The sequence below is a fragment of the Deltaproteobacteria bacterium genome, assembly GCA_016874755.1.
Lineage (GTDB): Bacteria > Desulfobacterota > Binatia > UBA9968 > UBA9968 > DP-20.
On the sequence record VGTH01000045.1, the window covers coordinates 1 to 15,678 of the forward strand.

The following is a 15,678-nucleotide window of genomic DNA, read 5'->3' on the forward strand; positions in this document are numbered from 1 at the left end:
CCTCAGTGTGCTTTTCTCTCATCGGCGTATCCTTTCCTGCCTGCGCCAACAGGCAGCCTTTCGTTTTTAGATTCGCGAAAGGGTACGCCTACCTATTTCCTATTTCCACACGCTTTGATCATAGCTCAAATTGTTCCGGAGGATGACAAATGAGACTGCTAATCGCCACCATGTTCAAGAAAGTTCCAGTGCGCAAGACCAAACAGCGCGCTTGTATCTGCAAACGCTGCGGTACACGCATCTATTCGTTGGCTTTCTTGAAGGCGCACCTCGAAGCGCACGATCGCAAGAACCACTAAGCCGAGCGGCTCGATCGGTGCAAAGTTATGAAGCCCGCCTCATCGCGTCCGGCTTTCTGCGTAACAGGCGCACAGAGCATGTTCAGAAATCATCGGACCGAAGACAATGGCAGAGATCAAAATTATCGCGCGCGGGATGGAGCGCCGGCCTTGTGTCTGCGGCGCTGCCATCGCCCGATCGCCCATGCACACTGAAGGTAAGTCCGAGTTGTGGCTATGCACACGCCACTGTGGCGCGCGCGGACTGACCTATCAAGGCGCGCTGCGCCGAAAAGTGCGACTCGATCTGTTGAGCTGGGGCGACTTGCGCCGCAACGCCCGCGCTCTCATCGACTCGGCTGAAGACGCGCACAGGTTGTGCGCCGCGCCTGCAAGCGAAGCGGCGCTGCCATCTTGTAGATCTGCGCTAATGTGAAAGGCGAGGCGTGCTGTCGCCGCTCGGACACTGTGTCGTAGTGCGGAAGTTTCCGGTTATGTCATCCTGAGCGCTAGCGAAGGATCTGCTTTCGGGCGCCGTCGGAAGCTCAGCCGATCAAATCGTGGATGCTATAAATGGCAAATACGGTGTAGATGGTACCGGTGATAACCAGCGCTTTGGCCGCCAGTTCCGGCTTACGCTTGCCCAACCAAACGATCAGCACCAGTAGTAAACACGCCAAACTCTTGTGATAGAGCACGCTCGCGACCGTGCTCCAGGACAGCGGACCGAAAGTTGCCATGGTGTGGCGCGAGTAGGTAAAAACCCCGTCGACTATTTGCAGAAACAGATTGAAGAGCAGGAGCTGCTGGAGGATTTCCCGCTCTGGTAAGCTTGCCTTGGCGATCTGACCGGTGGCGGTTTTCATGGCGCGACGCTAGAGCGAAGTTGGTGCCATGACCAGCATGGCAACTATTCCACCCGAGAATGCCAAATCCTATCCGTGCGAATCTATGCTAATCGCCTGGCAGCGATCTGCGGGTTTCGACATCGGGCGGCGTCGTCCGCGCCATCGCTCAAAGTGGCTAGTCGCAGCATCAGCGTGGGCTGGCTTGTCACCGATCGGGCGCCATGAAATGATTTGCACCCAGTGATGACGAGCTTTGAAGCGATCCCACTGCCCGATGCTGAGATCTCCTACCTGGCGCAACTGCCGCTGGCCGACACGCCAGAAGCGATCATGCAGGGATTGATCACTGGCACCGCCTGGCGCGCCGAAAAGATTGTCGTTTGGGGCAAAACCTATGCGCAGCCGCGGCTGACCGCTTGGTATGGCAACGAGGGAATCGCTTACACCTACTCGGGCATTCGCCTTGAGGCGCAGCCCTGGACCGAAACATTGCGTGACATCAAACAGCGCGTCGAAAAGCTCGCCGGCGTGACATTCAACAGCGTGCTGCTCAATTATTATCGCAACGAGCGCGACAGCATGGGGCTCCACAGCGATGACGAGCCGGAGCTTGGACGCCGACCGACCATCGCGTCTTTGAGCCTCGGCGCGGAGCGCATGTTCCTCTTGAAACACAAGAGCCGAAAAGATCTCAAACCGGTGCGACTGAAGCTTGCCTCCGGCAGTCTGCTGTTAATGAAAGGGGAGACGCAGCACTGCTGGAAACATGGCATCGAAAAAATGACCCAGCCGTGTCTCCCGCGAGTGAACCTGACGTTTCGGCGGGTGGGTGGTTAGCCTAATATAGCGGCGCAGCGAACCGGCAGATGCTTCGCTTCGCTCCGCATGACAGGGAAAAAAAAGCCAAGAATCCTTCGACGGGCTCAGGATTGAACGGACTTTTGATAAACGATTTCAACTCCGATGCCGCCCGACAAGGGCGACTCATGCGCCGTTCGTCTTGAAACCTTGGCGCAGGACCCTGAATGTTTTCACATCATCACTTAACGCCTGGTCTGAAAGCCTTTGTAATTCTGCGGTTCCTGCCACTCGACCGCCACCTCGGTGACGCGCGCGCCCTCGGGGCCTTGACGGCACCAGGCGATCAATCGCTTGACCTGCTCTCTGTTTCCTTCAGCCCAAGCTTCGACGGAGCCGTCGGGACAGTTCATCACCCAACCGGTGAGCGCTAAAGCCTGCGCTTGCTGCACAGTCGAGGCGCGGTAATAGACGCCTTGGACGCGGCCGGTGATTTTCAGGCGCACGGCGCACTGGTTTTCGGGTGCCATGTGGTACTCCTCAATGTCCTGCAACGGCTTGAATTGTCTCAAAAGTGCCAATTATTAGTTTGACAATCGCTGGTCGACTTCAGTAGTCTGGCGCCGATTTTAGGGTCTGTCTAGCGAAGAGCGCGCCTAGAGAGTGATTCTTAGATCTGTTGCGGCCCTGCCCTTTAGCTTAGCCGATCCCGCGCACATGACGAGCGACGCTTGAGTTGTACAACAAGGAGGGGCCAAGATGGGGGCAAAGCTTTACGTCGGTAATCTTCCCTACAGCATTACCGAAGATCGCCTGCAGCAACATTTTGCACAACATGGAACAGTTGTCAGCGCTCGAATCATCACCGACAAGTTCACCGGTAAGTCTAAGGGGTTTGGCTTCGTCGAAATGAGTTCGGACCAGGAAGCCGGGCGCGCCACCACGGCGTTAAACGGCACCGACTTCGAAGGCCGCAATATCGTGGTCAGCGAAGCGCGCCCGCAGGCGCCGCGCGACTCGCGCGAAGGCGGCGGATTGGGCGGCGGCCGGCCGTCGCGCCGTGAGCGCTACTGACGGCGACTGGGCAAGCTAGCTCAAACTGTTTTCCAGCAACTTTAGCAGGGCGTCTTCGTCGAGAACGGCGACGCCCAACTCCTGGGCTTTTTTGAGCTTGGAGCCAGGGTCGGCGCCGGCGACAAGATACGTGGTGTTTTTGCTAACGCTGGAGGTGACGCGACCGCCAAGCGCCTCGAGGCGTTTTTGCGCTTCGAGACGCGACATCGTGTCTAAACCGCCGGTGAGCACAAAAGTGGCGCCTGAGAGGGCACCGGTTTTTTTCTGTTCGATTCTGAATCGCACGCCGGCGTGGCGCAGTTTCTCGATGACCCCGCGGTTACTTTCCTGATGAAAAAAGCGCACGATGCTTTTGGCTACTTCGGGGCCAATCTCGCGCACGTCGACGAGCTCCTCTTCGCTGGCGTCCATGATTTTGTCCAGCGTGCCAAAGTGCTCGGCCAATAACTTGGCGGTGGCTTCGCCGACATGGCGAATGCCCAGGGCGGCGATGCAGCGCGGCAGACTGGCGCCTTTGCTTCGTTCGAGGGCGGCCAACAGGTTCTGCGCCGATTTTTCCGCCATGCGCTCAAGCCCGGCCAACTGGTCTTTGGTCAGACTGTAAAGATCGGCCACGTCGTGGACGAGCTCGCGGTCGACCAATTGCTCGATCAGTTTCTCGCCGAGTCCTTCGATGTCCATGGCGTTGCGCGAGCCAAAGAATTTCAAACTTTCTTTTAGCTTGGCGCCGCAGGAGAAGCCGGTGCAGCGGTAGGCGGCCTCGCCCTCTTCGCGAAACACTTCCGCGCCGCAGACCGGGCAGCGCTCCGGCATGACGAACTGTCTTTCGCCAGCCGTGCGCTTTTCTTCGAGGACTTTCACGACGTAGGGAATGACGTCGCCGGCGCGCTCGACGACAATGGTATCGCCGATGCGAATGTCCTTGCGGCCGATCTCGTCCATGTTGTGCAGCGATGCGCTCTTGACGATGACGCCGCCGAGGGCGACCGGTTCCAGGCTGGCCACCGGAGTCAGCGTGCCGGTGCGACCGACGTTGGCTTGGATGTCCAATATCTTTGTCGTCGCCTGGCGCGGCTTAAATTTGTAAGCGATCGCCCAGCGCGGCGAGCGGGCGATCTGGCCGAGCCGCTGCTGCAGCTCGGTGCTGTTGACTTTAACCACCAGCCCGTCGATCTCGTAGGGCAGCGCATCGCGCTCGGCTTCGATCTCATCGCGGTAGCGCAGCACGTCGTCCAAGCCATGACAGAGGCGGCCGCGCGGCACCGGCTTTAAGCCCCAGTGGTGAATCATCTCACGAAAATGCCAATGGCTCGTCAGCGTCGCGCCTTCGACGCTGCCCACGCCGTGGCAAAAAATATCCAGGGGCCGCTTAGCGGTGATCGTCGAATCCAGTTGCTTGAGCGATCCCGCGGCGGCGTTGCGCGGGTTGGCGAACGCCGGCTGGCCTTCTTCTTCGCGCTCGCGGTTCATTTTCTGAAACGCCTCGCGGCCAAGAAAAACCTCGCCGCGCACTTCCAAGCGCCGCGGCACGGGGTGGCCATCGGTGCGCAAGGTGAGCGGAATGGACCGAATGGTTTTGAGATTCAACGTGATGTCTTCGCCGTTGATGCCGTCGCCGCGGGTCGAGCCGACGGTGAACTTGCCGTCGACGTAGACCAACTCGACCGCCAGACCGTCGATCTTGGGCTCGACGGCATATTCAATTTTCTGGTCGTGTTTGAGAAAGCGTTGGAGGCGTTCTTGAAATTCCTGCAACGATTCGGCGTCGGTGGCGTTGTTAAGCGAGAGCATCGGCACCGTGTGCTGCACGGTTTTGAAGCGCTCGAGCGGCGCCGCGCCGACTTTCTGGGTCGGCGAATCCGCGCTTGCAAATTCGGGATGCTGCCTTTCCAGCTCCGTCAAACGGCGAAATAACTGGTCGTACTCGGCATCGCTGATCTCCGGATCGTCGAGCACGTGATAGCGGTAATTGTGCTTCTCAATCTGCTGGCGCAGCTGCGCGATCTCTTGTTGAATTTGCGTTGTCATTGGGAATCGTCGTCAAAACCTATGTACGATTAACATACTCCTCCGAGCGAATGAAGTTTTGGGTCGCGACCGTTAGCGTCGTCAGATTCCTTTTCTGTGACAAGGACGGTTCTATGACTTCGTCCTCTTGCCTTCGTGATCTCCGTGTCTTCGTGGTGAACCATTTCCTTGCGAAACCGTCGCTGATCTCCAGCGATCCATCGTCGTTGACACGCTCGACCGAGCGGCAGTATATTTTCGGCTAGGGAAAGCGATTCCCGTATCCTAAAAGATTTCGAAAAAAGACCAGGCGTGCCGATGCTGTTCATTGATTTTGCAACGATTGCGAGCCCACCCGTCAGCACCGAAGCCGCTGCTCGGCATTGTGTCGTCGACACCGAGCTCGACGTGATTGGCTCTCGATCCCATACCGAGGTGTTAGCAGTCTCCACCTTGGCAAGGAGCCTCTCATGTACGGATTCGAAACCATAGGAAACGCCACAGTTACCTGTTTTGACGGTAAGCCCGTCCTCACCACCGATCCCTGGATTACGCCCCACGCGTACTTTGGCAGCTGGACCCGTGAGCAAGAGATTCCCCAGGCTCAGCTCGAGAACATTCTGACGAGCCGCTACGTTTGGTTCTCGCACGGCCATCCGGATCATCTGAATGCGGACTCTCTGGCTGAGCTCACCGGAAGGGAATTTCTGTTGCCGGATCACGTCGGCGGACGCATCGCCAACGACTTCCAGCATGCTGGACTAAAATATCAAATCTTACCCGACCGCAAATGGGTGAAGCTGTCTCCTCGAATCGAGGTGATGTGCCTTTCTGACTACTACCAAGACGGGGTTCTGTTAATAAAGATGGGGCAGACGCTGCTCCTGAATATGAACGATACCTCCCCCAGGGGTCACGCCGGTTTCGTGCAGCGACTCGCCAAACAATTTAACCAGCGCATCCTGCTGAAGACCTTTGGCTACGGCGACATCGACATGATCCATTGCTTCCGCGAAGACGGGTCGCCGATGATTCCGGTTGCCGCGGATTTGAAAAGTCGCGGCACGCTAGCGGATCAATTGGGATTTTGGGGAAAGTTTTATCGAGCGACCGATATTGTGCCCTTTAGCTCCTTCCACGTGTATCAGCGCAGCGACAGCCGGTGGGCATCCCAATACACCGCTCCTTTGGAGGCCTTCTACAACCGCGGGAGCGAAGTTCAGGGCATCAGAATATTGCCGGCGTTCATCCAGTACAATTGCGAAAATGATTGCGTGACGGAGATCCGGCCAAAGAAACTTCCTCTGAGCATCAAGCACCCCGAGGAATTTGGCGACCGATGGAACGAGGTTTTGGACAAAAGTGAGGCCTTGAGGTCGAGAGTTATTTTCGCAAGATCGAGTCCCTGCGTAGAAGTATCGCGGCCATTGAGCTGAAGGTCGGCGGCAAGACCTTGACGGTTGCTTTTTCTGAGGCCGAAACCGAGCGGCGGCTGCGATTCGAAGTCCCGCGGCAGTCGCTGTTAACTGCGGTTCGTTACAATGTCTTTGACGACTTGTTGATTGGTAATTTCATGAAGACGACTTTCTTAGGAAAGTGGGAACCGCCCAGTCTCGGTGAGTTCACCTTCCTGACCGCGAAGGTCGCCGACAATGGCATGGCGAGGAGCGCTGCGGAAGTGGCTCGCTACATGCAAACCTATCGCGACCGGTTTCCCATTGACTTTGTGCTCCATCGGTTTGGCTCGCGCACGGAACGGCTCTTCCGGAATTTCGTCGGAAGCGGCGGGCCGGCTTTCAAGGCCGCCAAAAAGATGTACTCGATCTTGCGCTAACCGAGCTGCAATGCGCCCAAGAAAAGTTTGCAGCAACACGCAAGCTTGATGTCAATGCTACACTCTACGCGAACCACCTTACGTTGACCCCCCAGGGGGAGTGTGTTAACCGTTCTAGAACATGGGTACACGCCGTTTCGGTTTGATCGCTGCGCTCTTTGTCCTCTCCGGCTGCGCGGCTGCGGTGCCCAATCCTGCCGTCCCCCCTGATGGTCCCGCTGGACAACCCGAAGGGCCGTTCCCCCGACAAGGTCGTATTGAGCTCTCCGGCGATGCGCTCAGCATGTCGCACTATTTGAGAGGCACCCTGCTTAGCAGCGAAGGCGATTTCGAAGGAGCGCTCAAAGAGTTTGAAGCGGCGGCGCGGGCCAATCCCAATGACGCCTTTCTGCACTACCGGCTTGCTACATTGTACCTGCGCCGCGGCGATTTGAAGAAAGCGGTCGTGGAAGCCGAAGCGGCCGCGGCGTTGGAGCCGCAACGGGTGGAGAACCGGCTCTTGCTCGCGGGTCTCTATTCTTCCTTGGGCGAAAATCAAAAGGGGTTGGCCGAGTACAACGCGGTCCTGAAGCTTGACTCGAAAAACCAGGAAGCGCTGCTCTACGCCGGCGCACTATACTTGCAGCTCGATGACCATGCGCGTGCCACGGCGCTGCTCGAAGAGCTTTTGAAGGTCGACGATAATTCGCTCCTGGGTCACTACTATCTCGGGCGCGTGCGCGCCAAAAGCAAACTCTATCTTGCCGCCGAGCAGAGCTACCGCAAAGCGCTGGAGATCAATCCGAAATCGGAAGCGGTGCTGATGGATTTGGCGTTGGTCTATGAGCTGCAAGGCAAAGCCGAAGATGCGATTCAGACCTATCAACGGTTGCTGCAGATCAACGCGCAGAACGTATGGGCGCGCAAACGGCTGGGTGAGCTCTACGTCGGGCAAAACAAACTGAGCGAAGCGCTCAGCCAATTTGAGAAGGTTGAATCCACCGAGGCCGATCCGCGCGAGACGCGCATCAAGATCGGCCTGATTTCATTTGAACGCGGCGATTTCGAGCGCGCCGCCACCGAGTTCAATCTCGTTCTAGTGGGTGATCCGCAGAATGACCGGGCACGCTACTATCTTGGTGCCACCTACGCCGAGCTCAAGTCCGACGACAAGGCGTTGGAGCAGTTCGAGCGCATTCCCGAGAAGAGCGATCTCTACGTCGACGCGCGCTTGCAGGCCGCCTATTTGCACGATCGCAAAGAGTGGCCGCAGAAAGCCATCGAAGTCCTGCAGCCGGCGCTACGCAAGGCCAACGATCGCAAAGAGATTCATGCCTTTCTGTCGTCGCTCTACCGCAAGACCAAGGACTATCCGAAAGCCATCCAGGCGATGGAGCGGGTCGTCACTCTCGATCCGAAAAACGACCAGGCGCACTTTCAATTGGGCGCGCTGCACGACGAAAACAAGAACAAAGAGAAGACCATCGCGAGCATGAAGCGGGCCATCGAGCTCAATCCAAAAAACGCCGCGGCGCTTAACTATCTTGGCTATACCTGGGCGGAGATGGGCGTACAGCTCGACGAAGCCGAAGAATTGATCGTGCGCGCACTGAAAATTGAACCGAACGACGGCTTTTACATCGACAGCCTTGGCTGGGTCTACTATCAAAAAGGCGATTACGTGCGTGCGGTGGAGCAGTTGGAAAGGGCAGCCGAAATCACCGTCGACGACCCGACGATCATCGAGCATTTGGGCGACGCCTATGAAAAAGTCGGCAAGCTCGATCGCGCGCTGGCGCGCTACCGTGATGCGCTGAAGCGCTCCAAAGAGGCCGACCAAACCAAACGCATTCGTGAGAAAATCCAACGGCTGGAGAAAAAGACTTGATCTTGCGACGGCTCAGAAGCTTGAGCTGTCCGCGAGTTCTTGTCACGTTGGTGTTGGCGGCCATGTGCGCCAATCTTGGCGGTTGTGCAACTACTGTGTCGCAACCGGCTCCGGTGCAAGCGCCAGTCCGGCCGTGGCAGGCGAGCGAGCTGATCGGCGCGCTTGAACAAAGAAGCCACCAGTTTCGCTCAGTACGCGCATTGGCGCGGGTCAACTATGCCGGCCCTGAGGGAAAGCAAAGCTTTCAGGAGGCAATTTTGGTGCAGCGGCCGGATCGCCTGCGTTTGGAAACCCTGACGTTCTTGGGCGCCATCCTGATTGTCACAGTCAACGGTGAAGAGGTGATCGCCCATCATCCGCGCGAGGGCATCTTGCTGCGCGGCGCGCCGTCAAAGCAAAACCTGGTGCGCTTCACCCAGATGCCATTGGAACTAAACGACATTACCACGCTGCTAATCGGGTTGCCGCCGGTCAACACCAAAATGCCCTCGGTGCAGGAGAGCAATGCACTGATTTTTTCAGCCAACGGCCGGAAACAAGATCGAGTTGCCTTTGAGTCGCAGCTGCCCGTGCCCACGGAGTGGCAGCGTTTTGCCGAGACGGGTGAAGTTGAGCTGGCGGCGCGCTTCGGCGATTACATCGAAACTCCCGCGGGCGCTTTTGCCACGCGCCTGCAGCTCGAAGCGCCGCTGCAGAACAAGCGCTTGGAGATTCGCATTGAAGAGCCGGAGATCAATACCGCGATTCCGGCCGATTTGTTTACCCAAACTAAACCGGCCCATGTCAAGGAGTATCGGATGGAGGCGGTGGGTTGGTAGGACATGGCAGATTATTTTCGACGGCATTATTTAGGAGGAAGTCGATGATGGCTGTCAGGAAGTTAGCCTTAGTTGCGCTCCTGGTCACCGTGGCCGTTGGGCCCGCTAGCCGGAGCTTCGGCCAAGCGCAGCCAACACCGGTGACCGGCGATTGGCTGTTGGCGCATATCCTGAGCGATCCCGAACAGCTCAATCCGCTCACCAGCAACGACGCCGGCGCCAGTGCGATTCTCGGCTATATCGTGCAGACGTTGTTGACCCGCGATCCGCGCACATTGGAGCTGAAGCCGCTGCTCGCCGAAGCGCGTCCGACCATCGCGGCGGACAAGTTGACTTACACTTTCAAAATTCGCAAAGACGCGCACTTCCAAGACGGCCGCAAACTGACGGGCGAGGATGTGTTGTTCAGCGTCAAAGCGATCAAGAACCCGCTGGTCAACGCGCCATTTGCGCGGGTTTACTATGAGTCGGTGACCGATGCGCAGCTAGTCGACGAGCACACGATACGCTTCAGCATCAAAGAGCCGTACTTTCTCAACGAAACCATGCTGGGCGGCATCGAAGTTTTGCCGCGCCATTACTATGACCCGCAAAATTTGATGAAGGATGTCGGCATCAAAGATCTTGCCGACCCGGCCAAACTTTCCGATAACGCGAAGAAATTTGCCGAGCAGTTCAACAAAAATTACAGCCGCAACCCGATGGGCAGCGGGCCGTACAAGTTTCAAGCATGGAAAACCGGCCAAGAAGTCGAGTTGGTGCGCGACCCGAAATATTGGGGCATCGGCAAGCCGGGCATCGATCAAGCCTACTTCGACCGCCACCGATATCGCGTGATTAACAACCCGGATGCCGCGTTGACGAGTCTCAAGAGCGGCAGCCTGGACACCATGGGGCTGCAGCCGCTGCAGCATATGCAGCAAACCGGTGGCGACCGTTTCAAGAAAGATTTCGAAAAGCACGAATACTTTTCACCCAATTACTCCTACATCGGCTGGAATAACGATCATCCGATTTTTAGCGACAAGCGGGTGCGCAAAGCGATGACCCATCTGACCGATCGCAAGCAGATGGTCAAGACGATTCTCTTCAATCTCGGTCAAGTGGTCGACGGGCCGATTTACTTTCATCGGCCGGAATACGACAAGAGCTTGGCGAGTATTCCCTACGACCCGAAAAAAGCGCTGGAGCTGCTTGCCGAAGCCGGTTGGAAAGATAGCGATGGCGACGGCATCTTGGACAAGACCATCGATGGCAAGAAGGTGCCGTTCCGGTTTGAGATCAAGTTCAACTCCGGCAACACGACGCGCAAGAGCGTCGCCCTGGCGCTGCAGGACGAGTTGAAGAAACATGGCATCGGTGCCACCGTGCGCGAGTTGGACTGGACGGTGTTTCTCTCGGAAATCAAAGGGCGCAAGTATGACGCGATGATTCTCGGTTGGGCGATGAGCGTCACCGAGCCGGACGCCTACCAGGTGTGGCATTCGTCGCAGGCGGCGAACAAAGGCTCGAACCACATCGCCTATAAAAACCCGCGGGTCGACAAGATCCTCGAAGAGTATCGGCGCGAGTTCGATCCGAAAAAGCGCATCGAGCTCTATCGCGAGTTTCAGAAAATTCTCCACGATGATCAGCCGTACACGTTTCTCTTTACACCCAAATCGATCTCGGCGGTGAGCCGGCGCTTCCGCGGCGTCGAGGTGCTGCCCATCGGCGGTCTGCGGCCGCTCGATTGGTGGACGCCGGCGGGTGCGCAAAAGTATGGCAGCAAACCTTCCAACAATTAAGCCGCTCGATGGGCTCGTATCTCGTTCAGCGTTTTCTCTTGCTGATACCGACCTTTGTCGGCGTAACGCTGATCAGTTTTTTGATCATGCGGCTGGCGCCCGGCGATCCGGCGGAGTTGCGCGCCGGCGGCGGCCTGCGCGGCGCCGGTGAAGGCGGTCTTGCGACGGAAAAGCGCGGCGTGGTCGACACCGCGATTGCGCAGTGGCGCGCCCAGTACGGTCTCGATAAGCCGCTGCCGGTGCAGTACGCCGTCTGGATGAAGAATCTTTTCACGCTTAATTTCGGCGAGTCCTACAAAGATAACCAGCCGGTGGTGGATAAGATTCGCGAACGGCTGCCGGTGACGATCAAGCTCAACCTGCTGTCGATTTTCTTGGTTTATCTGGTCGCGATTCCCTTGGGTATCTACTCGGCGACTCATTCTTATTCCATTGGCGATCAGCTGACTACGTTGTTTGCTTTCGTCCTGTTTGCGTTGCCGGTCGTGTGGCTTGGCACCATGGCGATTGTTTTTCTTTGCGGCGGCGACTTTTGGTTTATCTTTCCACCGGGCGGCTTGAGCTCCATCGATTACTCGCCCGATTGGCCGCTTTGGCAGCGGCTCAAAGACCAGGCGTGGCATCTGTTCTTGCCGGTTTTGATGCTTTCCTACGCGGGATTCGCCGGTTTATCGCGCTATATGCGCTCAGGCATGTTGGAGCAGCTACGCCAGGACTTCGTGCAGACCGCGCGCTCCAAGGGACTCCCTGAAGGAATCGTGATCTACAAGCATGTGTTGCGCAATTCGTTGATTCCGATGGTGACGATTCTCGCCGGATTGCTGCCGGGCTTGATTGGCGGCAGCGTTATCGTCGAGACGATCTTTTCTATTCCCGGGTTGGGGCAGTTGGGCTACGAAGCGGTGCTGGCGCGCGATTTTCCGGTGGTCATGGCGCTGTTTACTGTAAGCGCTTTGTTGACGCTGTTGGGCATACTGCTTTCCGATTTACTGCTAGCGATGGTCGATCCGCGCATCGCCTTTGGCCGGCGCGGCTAAGTCTAGCCATTTTTTCCGAGAACAGCGTGGAGCAGGTAAACGAAAACCAAGCGCGAGGCGAGACGCTCAGCGCGCGCGTGTGGCGCGAGTTCAAGCGCAATCGCGTTGCCGTTGCCGGCTATTACGTCGTGGTTTTCTTGGTCGGCGTCGCGCTCTTTGCCGACTTTATCGCCAACGAGAAGCCTTACTACGTCCACTACCAAGGCAAAACCTACTTCCCGATTGTGCGCGGCTACTTTGAAAAATTGGGCCTGCTCAAAGTGGCACCGGAGCTGGTGAATGCCGATTACCAGCAGTTGAGTCATCAAGGTGCGCTGTTCCCGCCGATCCCGTACCGGCCGAGCATGGTGAATCTAGACGTGCCCTTTGCGCGCCCGTCGCGGCAGCACTGGCTTGGCACCGATCGTTTGGGCCGCGATGTCATGGCCGGCATTATTCATGGCTCGCGCATTTCGCTCTCCATCGGTTTCGTTTCGGTCGGAATTGCTCTCGTGATCGGCGTCATTCTTGGCGCGCTGGCGGGCTACTTCGGCGGCTGGGTGGATTTAGTGGTGTCGCGCTTGTTCGAGTTGATGTTGGCGATACCGACATTTTTTCTGTTGATTACGATCGCCGCGGTCTTTCCGCCAAGCATCTTTCTGACGATGATCATCATCGGCCTCACCGGCTGGGTCGGCATCGCGCGCTTTGCGCGCAACGAGTTTCTCAAGCTGCGCAGCCTCGACTACGTCACCGCCGCGCAAGCGCTGGGAGTTTCCAATCGCAAGATCATGTTTCGGCACATTCTGCCGAATGCTCTTGCGCCTGTGATGGTCTCGGTGATTCTCGGTGTGGCCGGCGCAATCTTGCTCGAATCGGGATTGAGCTTCTTGGGCATCGGCGTGCCCGCCGACACGGTGACCTGGGGCTCGATTCTCAACGAAGCGCGCAGCAACACGTTTGCGTGGTGGCTGGCGGTTTTTCCCGGCATTGCGATCTTTGTTACCGTGCTCGCCTACTATCTCGTCGGCGAGGGCTTGCGTGACGCTCTCGATCCGCGGCTGCGGGGCTTGCGTTAATCCGACGCTTTCTGTTAATTCGGGTATCCACTTTCGTTGGGGGAGAAGTTCATGAAACGACTGTTGGTCGTCGCCCTGTTTTCTGTTCTGTTGCTGCCGGCGGCTGCGCCTGGGCAGCAGCACACCAAGCCGATCTATGTTTCGCTGCCTGGGCCGGGCAACGTGCAGCACTTGGCTTACTACGTCGCCAAAGAGAAGAAATTTTACGAAGAGTTTGGCCTGATGAACGTCAACATCGTCGTCCTGCGCGGCAACGCGATGAACGTGCAGGCTTTGGTGTCGGGCAGCGTCCACTATTCGTCGGCCTTCGGTCCGTCGATGCATGCGATGTTCAAGGGCGAGCCGCTGCGGGTGTTGCTGCAAATTTTTAATCAGATTCCGTTTGGTTTGATCGTCAACCCGGAAATCAAGCGGCTCGAAGACTTAAAAGGCAAAAAGATCGCGGTGACCTTCGGCGGCTCGACGTATAGCGTGCTGCAGGCGCTGTTCGTCAAGCATGGCTACAACGACAAATTCGCCGAGTATCTCAATATTCCTGACAACGAAGGCAAGGCGGCCGCGATGATGCAGAATCGCGCCTCGGCAGCATTGATGGCGCCGCCGACGGACCGCCACTTGATCAACGCCGGCTTCAAGCGCTTGGTCTACATGGGCGACGAATTCAAAAACGTGCCCTTCAGCGCGCTGCAGGCCATGCAAAAGCAAGTTCAGGAAGAGCCGGACGTGACGCAACGCATGGTCAACGCAGTCATGAAGGCGCTTTATTGGACGCGCGCCAACCGCGAGGGCGCCATCGATATCATCATGAAAGCTGGGAGAATGAATGAACGCCCGGTGGCGGCGTCATTGTGGGATTTGATGCGCGACGCCTATATTCCTGCGCTCAGCGCGGATGGCCTCTACAAACGGGCGGAATTGGAATTTGCCGTGTTGAAAGAGAAACCTAACTTCAAGCCGGAACAGTTTGTCGACGATCGGTTTTACAAAACTGCATTGAAGTTACTAGCCAAAGAACCTGGGGCGAAACTGTAAGTCTGACTAAATTCATTTCTCGCGCAAAGACGCAAAGACGCAAAGGCGCCAAGGTTCGGATCAAAAACCCGAAAGAAAGTTTCAGAGGAGCATCCAGATGGCGGAAAAAACTCTCGAAGAGATCAAAGCCGACATCGCGCACCGCGCCGGGCGCATCAATCCGTTCGAGCGGGTGAAGAAGCAAGATGTCGATGACATTCTGAAAAACTTGACGAGTCTCGATCCAGAGCTGTGGGGCCGCGAGTGGGGCAAGTTCGGTGACAAGTATGAAACGCTTGGTGACGAACAGTTAAAGCAGAGCAAGACCAAAGATGCGGGCGAAACGTTCTACCTCGCCTACGAATATTTCCGCGTTGGCCGCTATCCGGTGCCGAGCAGCCCGGAGAAAAAGAAGTGCTACGCGGGTGCGCTAAGAACTTTTCTCAAGGCCGCGCCGTATATGGATCCGCCGCTGGAGCGCTGTGAGATTCCCTTCGAAGGGAAGAAAGTCGTCGGTTATCTGCAAGTGCCCAAGGGCGTCACCCGCCCGGCGGTGGTCATGCACTGGGGCGGCGTCGACGGCTGGAAAGAAGATCGCCGGACTAACAATGACGTGTTGCTCAAGATGGGCATCGCTTGTTTCACCATCGACATGCCGGGCGCCGGTGAGAATCCGTGCCTTGGGCAAGAGCCGAAAGCGGAACGGACATTTTCCGCGGCGATGGACTATTTGGAAACCCGCAAGGACATCGACGGCAAGCGCATCGCTTGCATGGGCGGCAGCTTTGGCGGCTACTGGGCGGCGAAGCTGGCGCATACTGAACCGAAACGGCTGCGCGGCGCGGTAAATTGGGGCGCCGGTGTGCACCGCACGTTCCAAGAAGAGTGGCTGCGCCCAGCGCTGACGCTGACCGCGTCGCAATATCTCATGGGGCCGTCGAGCCTGCTCGACGCGCGCTCTTATATATTCGGCGTGAAGACATTGGAAGAAGTTCTTAAGACCGCGCCGACATTATCGCTCGTGACGCAGGGGCTGATCGATCAACCCAGCGCGCCGCTGCTCTGCATCAACGGCAAGGACGACGACCAGCATCCGATCAGCGATCTTTATCTGCTCGCCGAGCATGGCAGCCCGAAAGACTTGCGGATCATGGAAGGCGCCGGCCACATGGGGCGAAAAAAAGGACAGTCGAACGACGAGGTGGTGAATATCGTCACCACCTGGCTGAAAGAAAAATTAGCCTAGAAGAATCTGGAATCT

At 57.3% G+C, this 15,678-nt stretch carries 15 protein-coding genes; 12 read left to right on the plus strand and 3 right to left on the minus strand.

The window, feature by feature from the left end; all coding sequences use genetic code 11:
* The first annotated feature begins 405 nt into the window (after positions 1–405).
* Positions 406–714 (plus strand): hypothetical protein, encoded by a 309-nt coding sequence (locus FJ145_21515; GenBank protein ID MBM4263986.1) that lies wholly within the window; start codon positions 406–408, stop codon positions 712–714.
* A gap of 109 nt (positions 715–823) precedes the next feature.
* Here the strand turns inward: FJ145_21515 and FJ145_21520 are convergent, their stop codons facing one another.
* Positions 824–1,144, minus strand: a complete 321-nt coding sequence (locus FJ145_21520; GenBank protein MBM4263987.1) for a hypothetical protein — start codon at positions 1,142–1,144, stop codon at positions 824–826.
* 225 nt (positions 1,145–1,369) lie between these two features.
* Here FJ145_21520 and FJ145_21525 point away from each other — a divergent pair, with 225 nt between their 5' ends.
* The gene (locus FJ145_21525; protein MBM4263988.1) at positions 1,370–1,963 is read left to right on the plus strand and encodes an alpha-ketoglutarate-dependent dioxygenase AlkB; all 594 of its coding nucleotides are present in this window, start codon (positions 1,370–1,372) and stop codon (positions 1,961–1,963) included.
* 206 nt (positions 1,964–2,169) lie between these two features.
* Here FJ145_21525 and FJ145_21530 read toward each other — a convergent pair whose 3' ends face one another.
* Positions 2,170–2,454 (minus strand): acylphosphatase, encoded by a 285-nt coding sequence (locus FJ145_21530; protein ID MBM4263989.1) that lies wholly within the window; start codon positions 2,452–2,454, stop codon positions 2,170–2,172.
* A gap of 229 nt (positions 2,455–2,683) precedes the next feature.
* Between FJ145_21530 and FJ145_21535 the strand changes: the two genes are divergently transcribed.
* Positions 2,684–2,998 (plus strand): RNA-binding protein, encoded by a 315-nt coding sequence (locus FJ145_21535; GenBank protein MBM4263990.1) that lies wholly within the window; start codon positions 2,684–2,686, stop codon positions 2,996–2,998.
* A 15-nt stretch (positions 2,999–3,013) separates the two neighbouring features.
* On the opposite strand, the gene ligA is transcribed toward FJ145_21535, so the two are convergent.
* Positions 3,014–5,026 (minus strand): NAD-dependent DNA ligase LigA, encoded by a 2,013-nt coding sequence (gene ligA, locus FJ145_21540; GenBank protein MBM4263991.1) that lies wholly within the window; start codon positions 5,024–5,026, stop codon positions 3,014–3,016.
* Positions 5,027–5,475: 449 nt separating this feature from the next.
* Between ligA and FJ145_21545 the strand changes: the two genes are divergently transcribed.
* The 9 genes from FJ145_21545 (at position 5,476) to FJ145_21585 (ending at position 15,663) form a co-directional block, all read left to right on the plus strand.
* On the plus strand, positions 5,476–6,441 hold the full coding sequence (locus FJ145_21545) for a hypothetical protein (GenBank protein MBM4263992.1): 966 nt from the start codon (positions 5,476–5,478) through the stop codon (positions 6,439–6,441).
* A gap of 17 nt (positions 6,442–6,458) precedes the next feature.
* Positions 6,459–6,839, plus strand: coding sequence for a hypothetical protein (locus tag FJ145_21550; GenBank protein MBM4263993.1), 381 nt, complete (start codon positions 6,459–6,461; stop codon positions 6,837–6,839).
* Between the two features lie 121 nt (positions 6,840–6,960).
* A complete protein-coding gene (locus tag FJ145_21555; protein MBM4263994.1) occupies positions 6,961–8,706 on the plus strand; it encodes a tetratricopeptide repeat protein in 1,746 nt (581 codons plus the stop codon).
* 2 nt (positions 8,707–8,708) lie between these two features.
* On the plus strand, positions 8,709–9,524 hold the full coding sequence (locus tag FJ145_21560) for a DUF4292 domain-containing protein (GenBank protein MBM4263995.1): 816 nt from the start codon (positions 8,709–8,711) through the stop codon (positions 9,522–9,524).
* A gap of 44 nt (positions 9,525–9,568) precedes the next feature.
* Positions 9,569–11,311, plus strand: a complete 1,743-nt coding sequence (locus FJ145_21565) for a hypothetical protein (GenBank protein ID MBM4263996.1) — start codon at positions 9,569–9,571, stop codon at positions 11,309–11,311.
* An 8-nt stretch (positions 11,312–11,319) separates the two neighbouring features.
* Positions 11,320–12,348 (plus strand): ABC transporter permease, encoded by a 1,029-nt coding sequence (locus tag FJ145_21570; GenBank protein ID MBM4263997.1) that lies wholly within the window; start codon positions 11,320–11,322, stop codon positions 12,346–12,348.
* Between the two features lie 77 nt (positions 12,349–12,425).
* A complete protein-coding gene (locus FJ145_21575) occupies positions 12,426–13,406 on the plus strand; it encodes an ABC transporter permease (protein MBM4263998.1) in 981 nt (326 codons plus the stop codon).
* A 51-nt stretch (positions 13,407–13,457) separates the two neighbouring features.
* The gene (locus FJ145_21580; GenBank protein ID MBM4263999.1) at positions 13,458–14,438 is read left to right on the plus strand and encodes an ABC transporter substrate-binding protein; all 981 of its coding nucleotides are present in this window, start codon (positions 13,458–13,460) and stop codon (positions 14,436–14,438) included.
* 97 nt (positions 14,439–14,535) lie between these two features.
* Positions 14,536–15,663: an alpha/beta fold hydrolase gene (locus FJ145_21585; protein ID MBM4264000.1), complete on the plus strand. Its 1,128-nt coding sequence runs from the start codon at positions 14,536–14,538 to the stop codon at positions 15,661–15,663.
* The last annotated feature ends 15 nt before the right edge of the window (positions 15,664–15,678 follow it).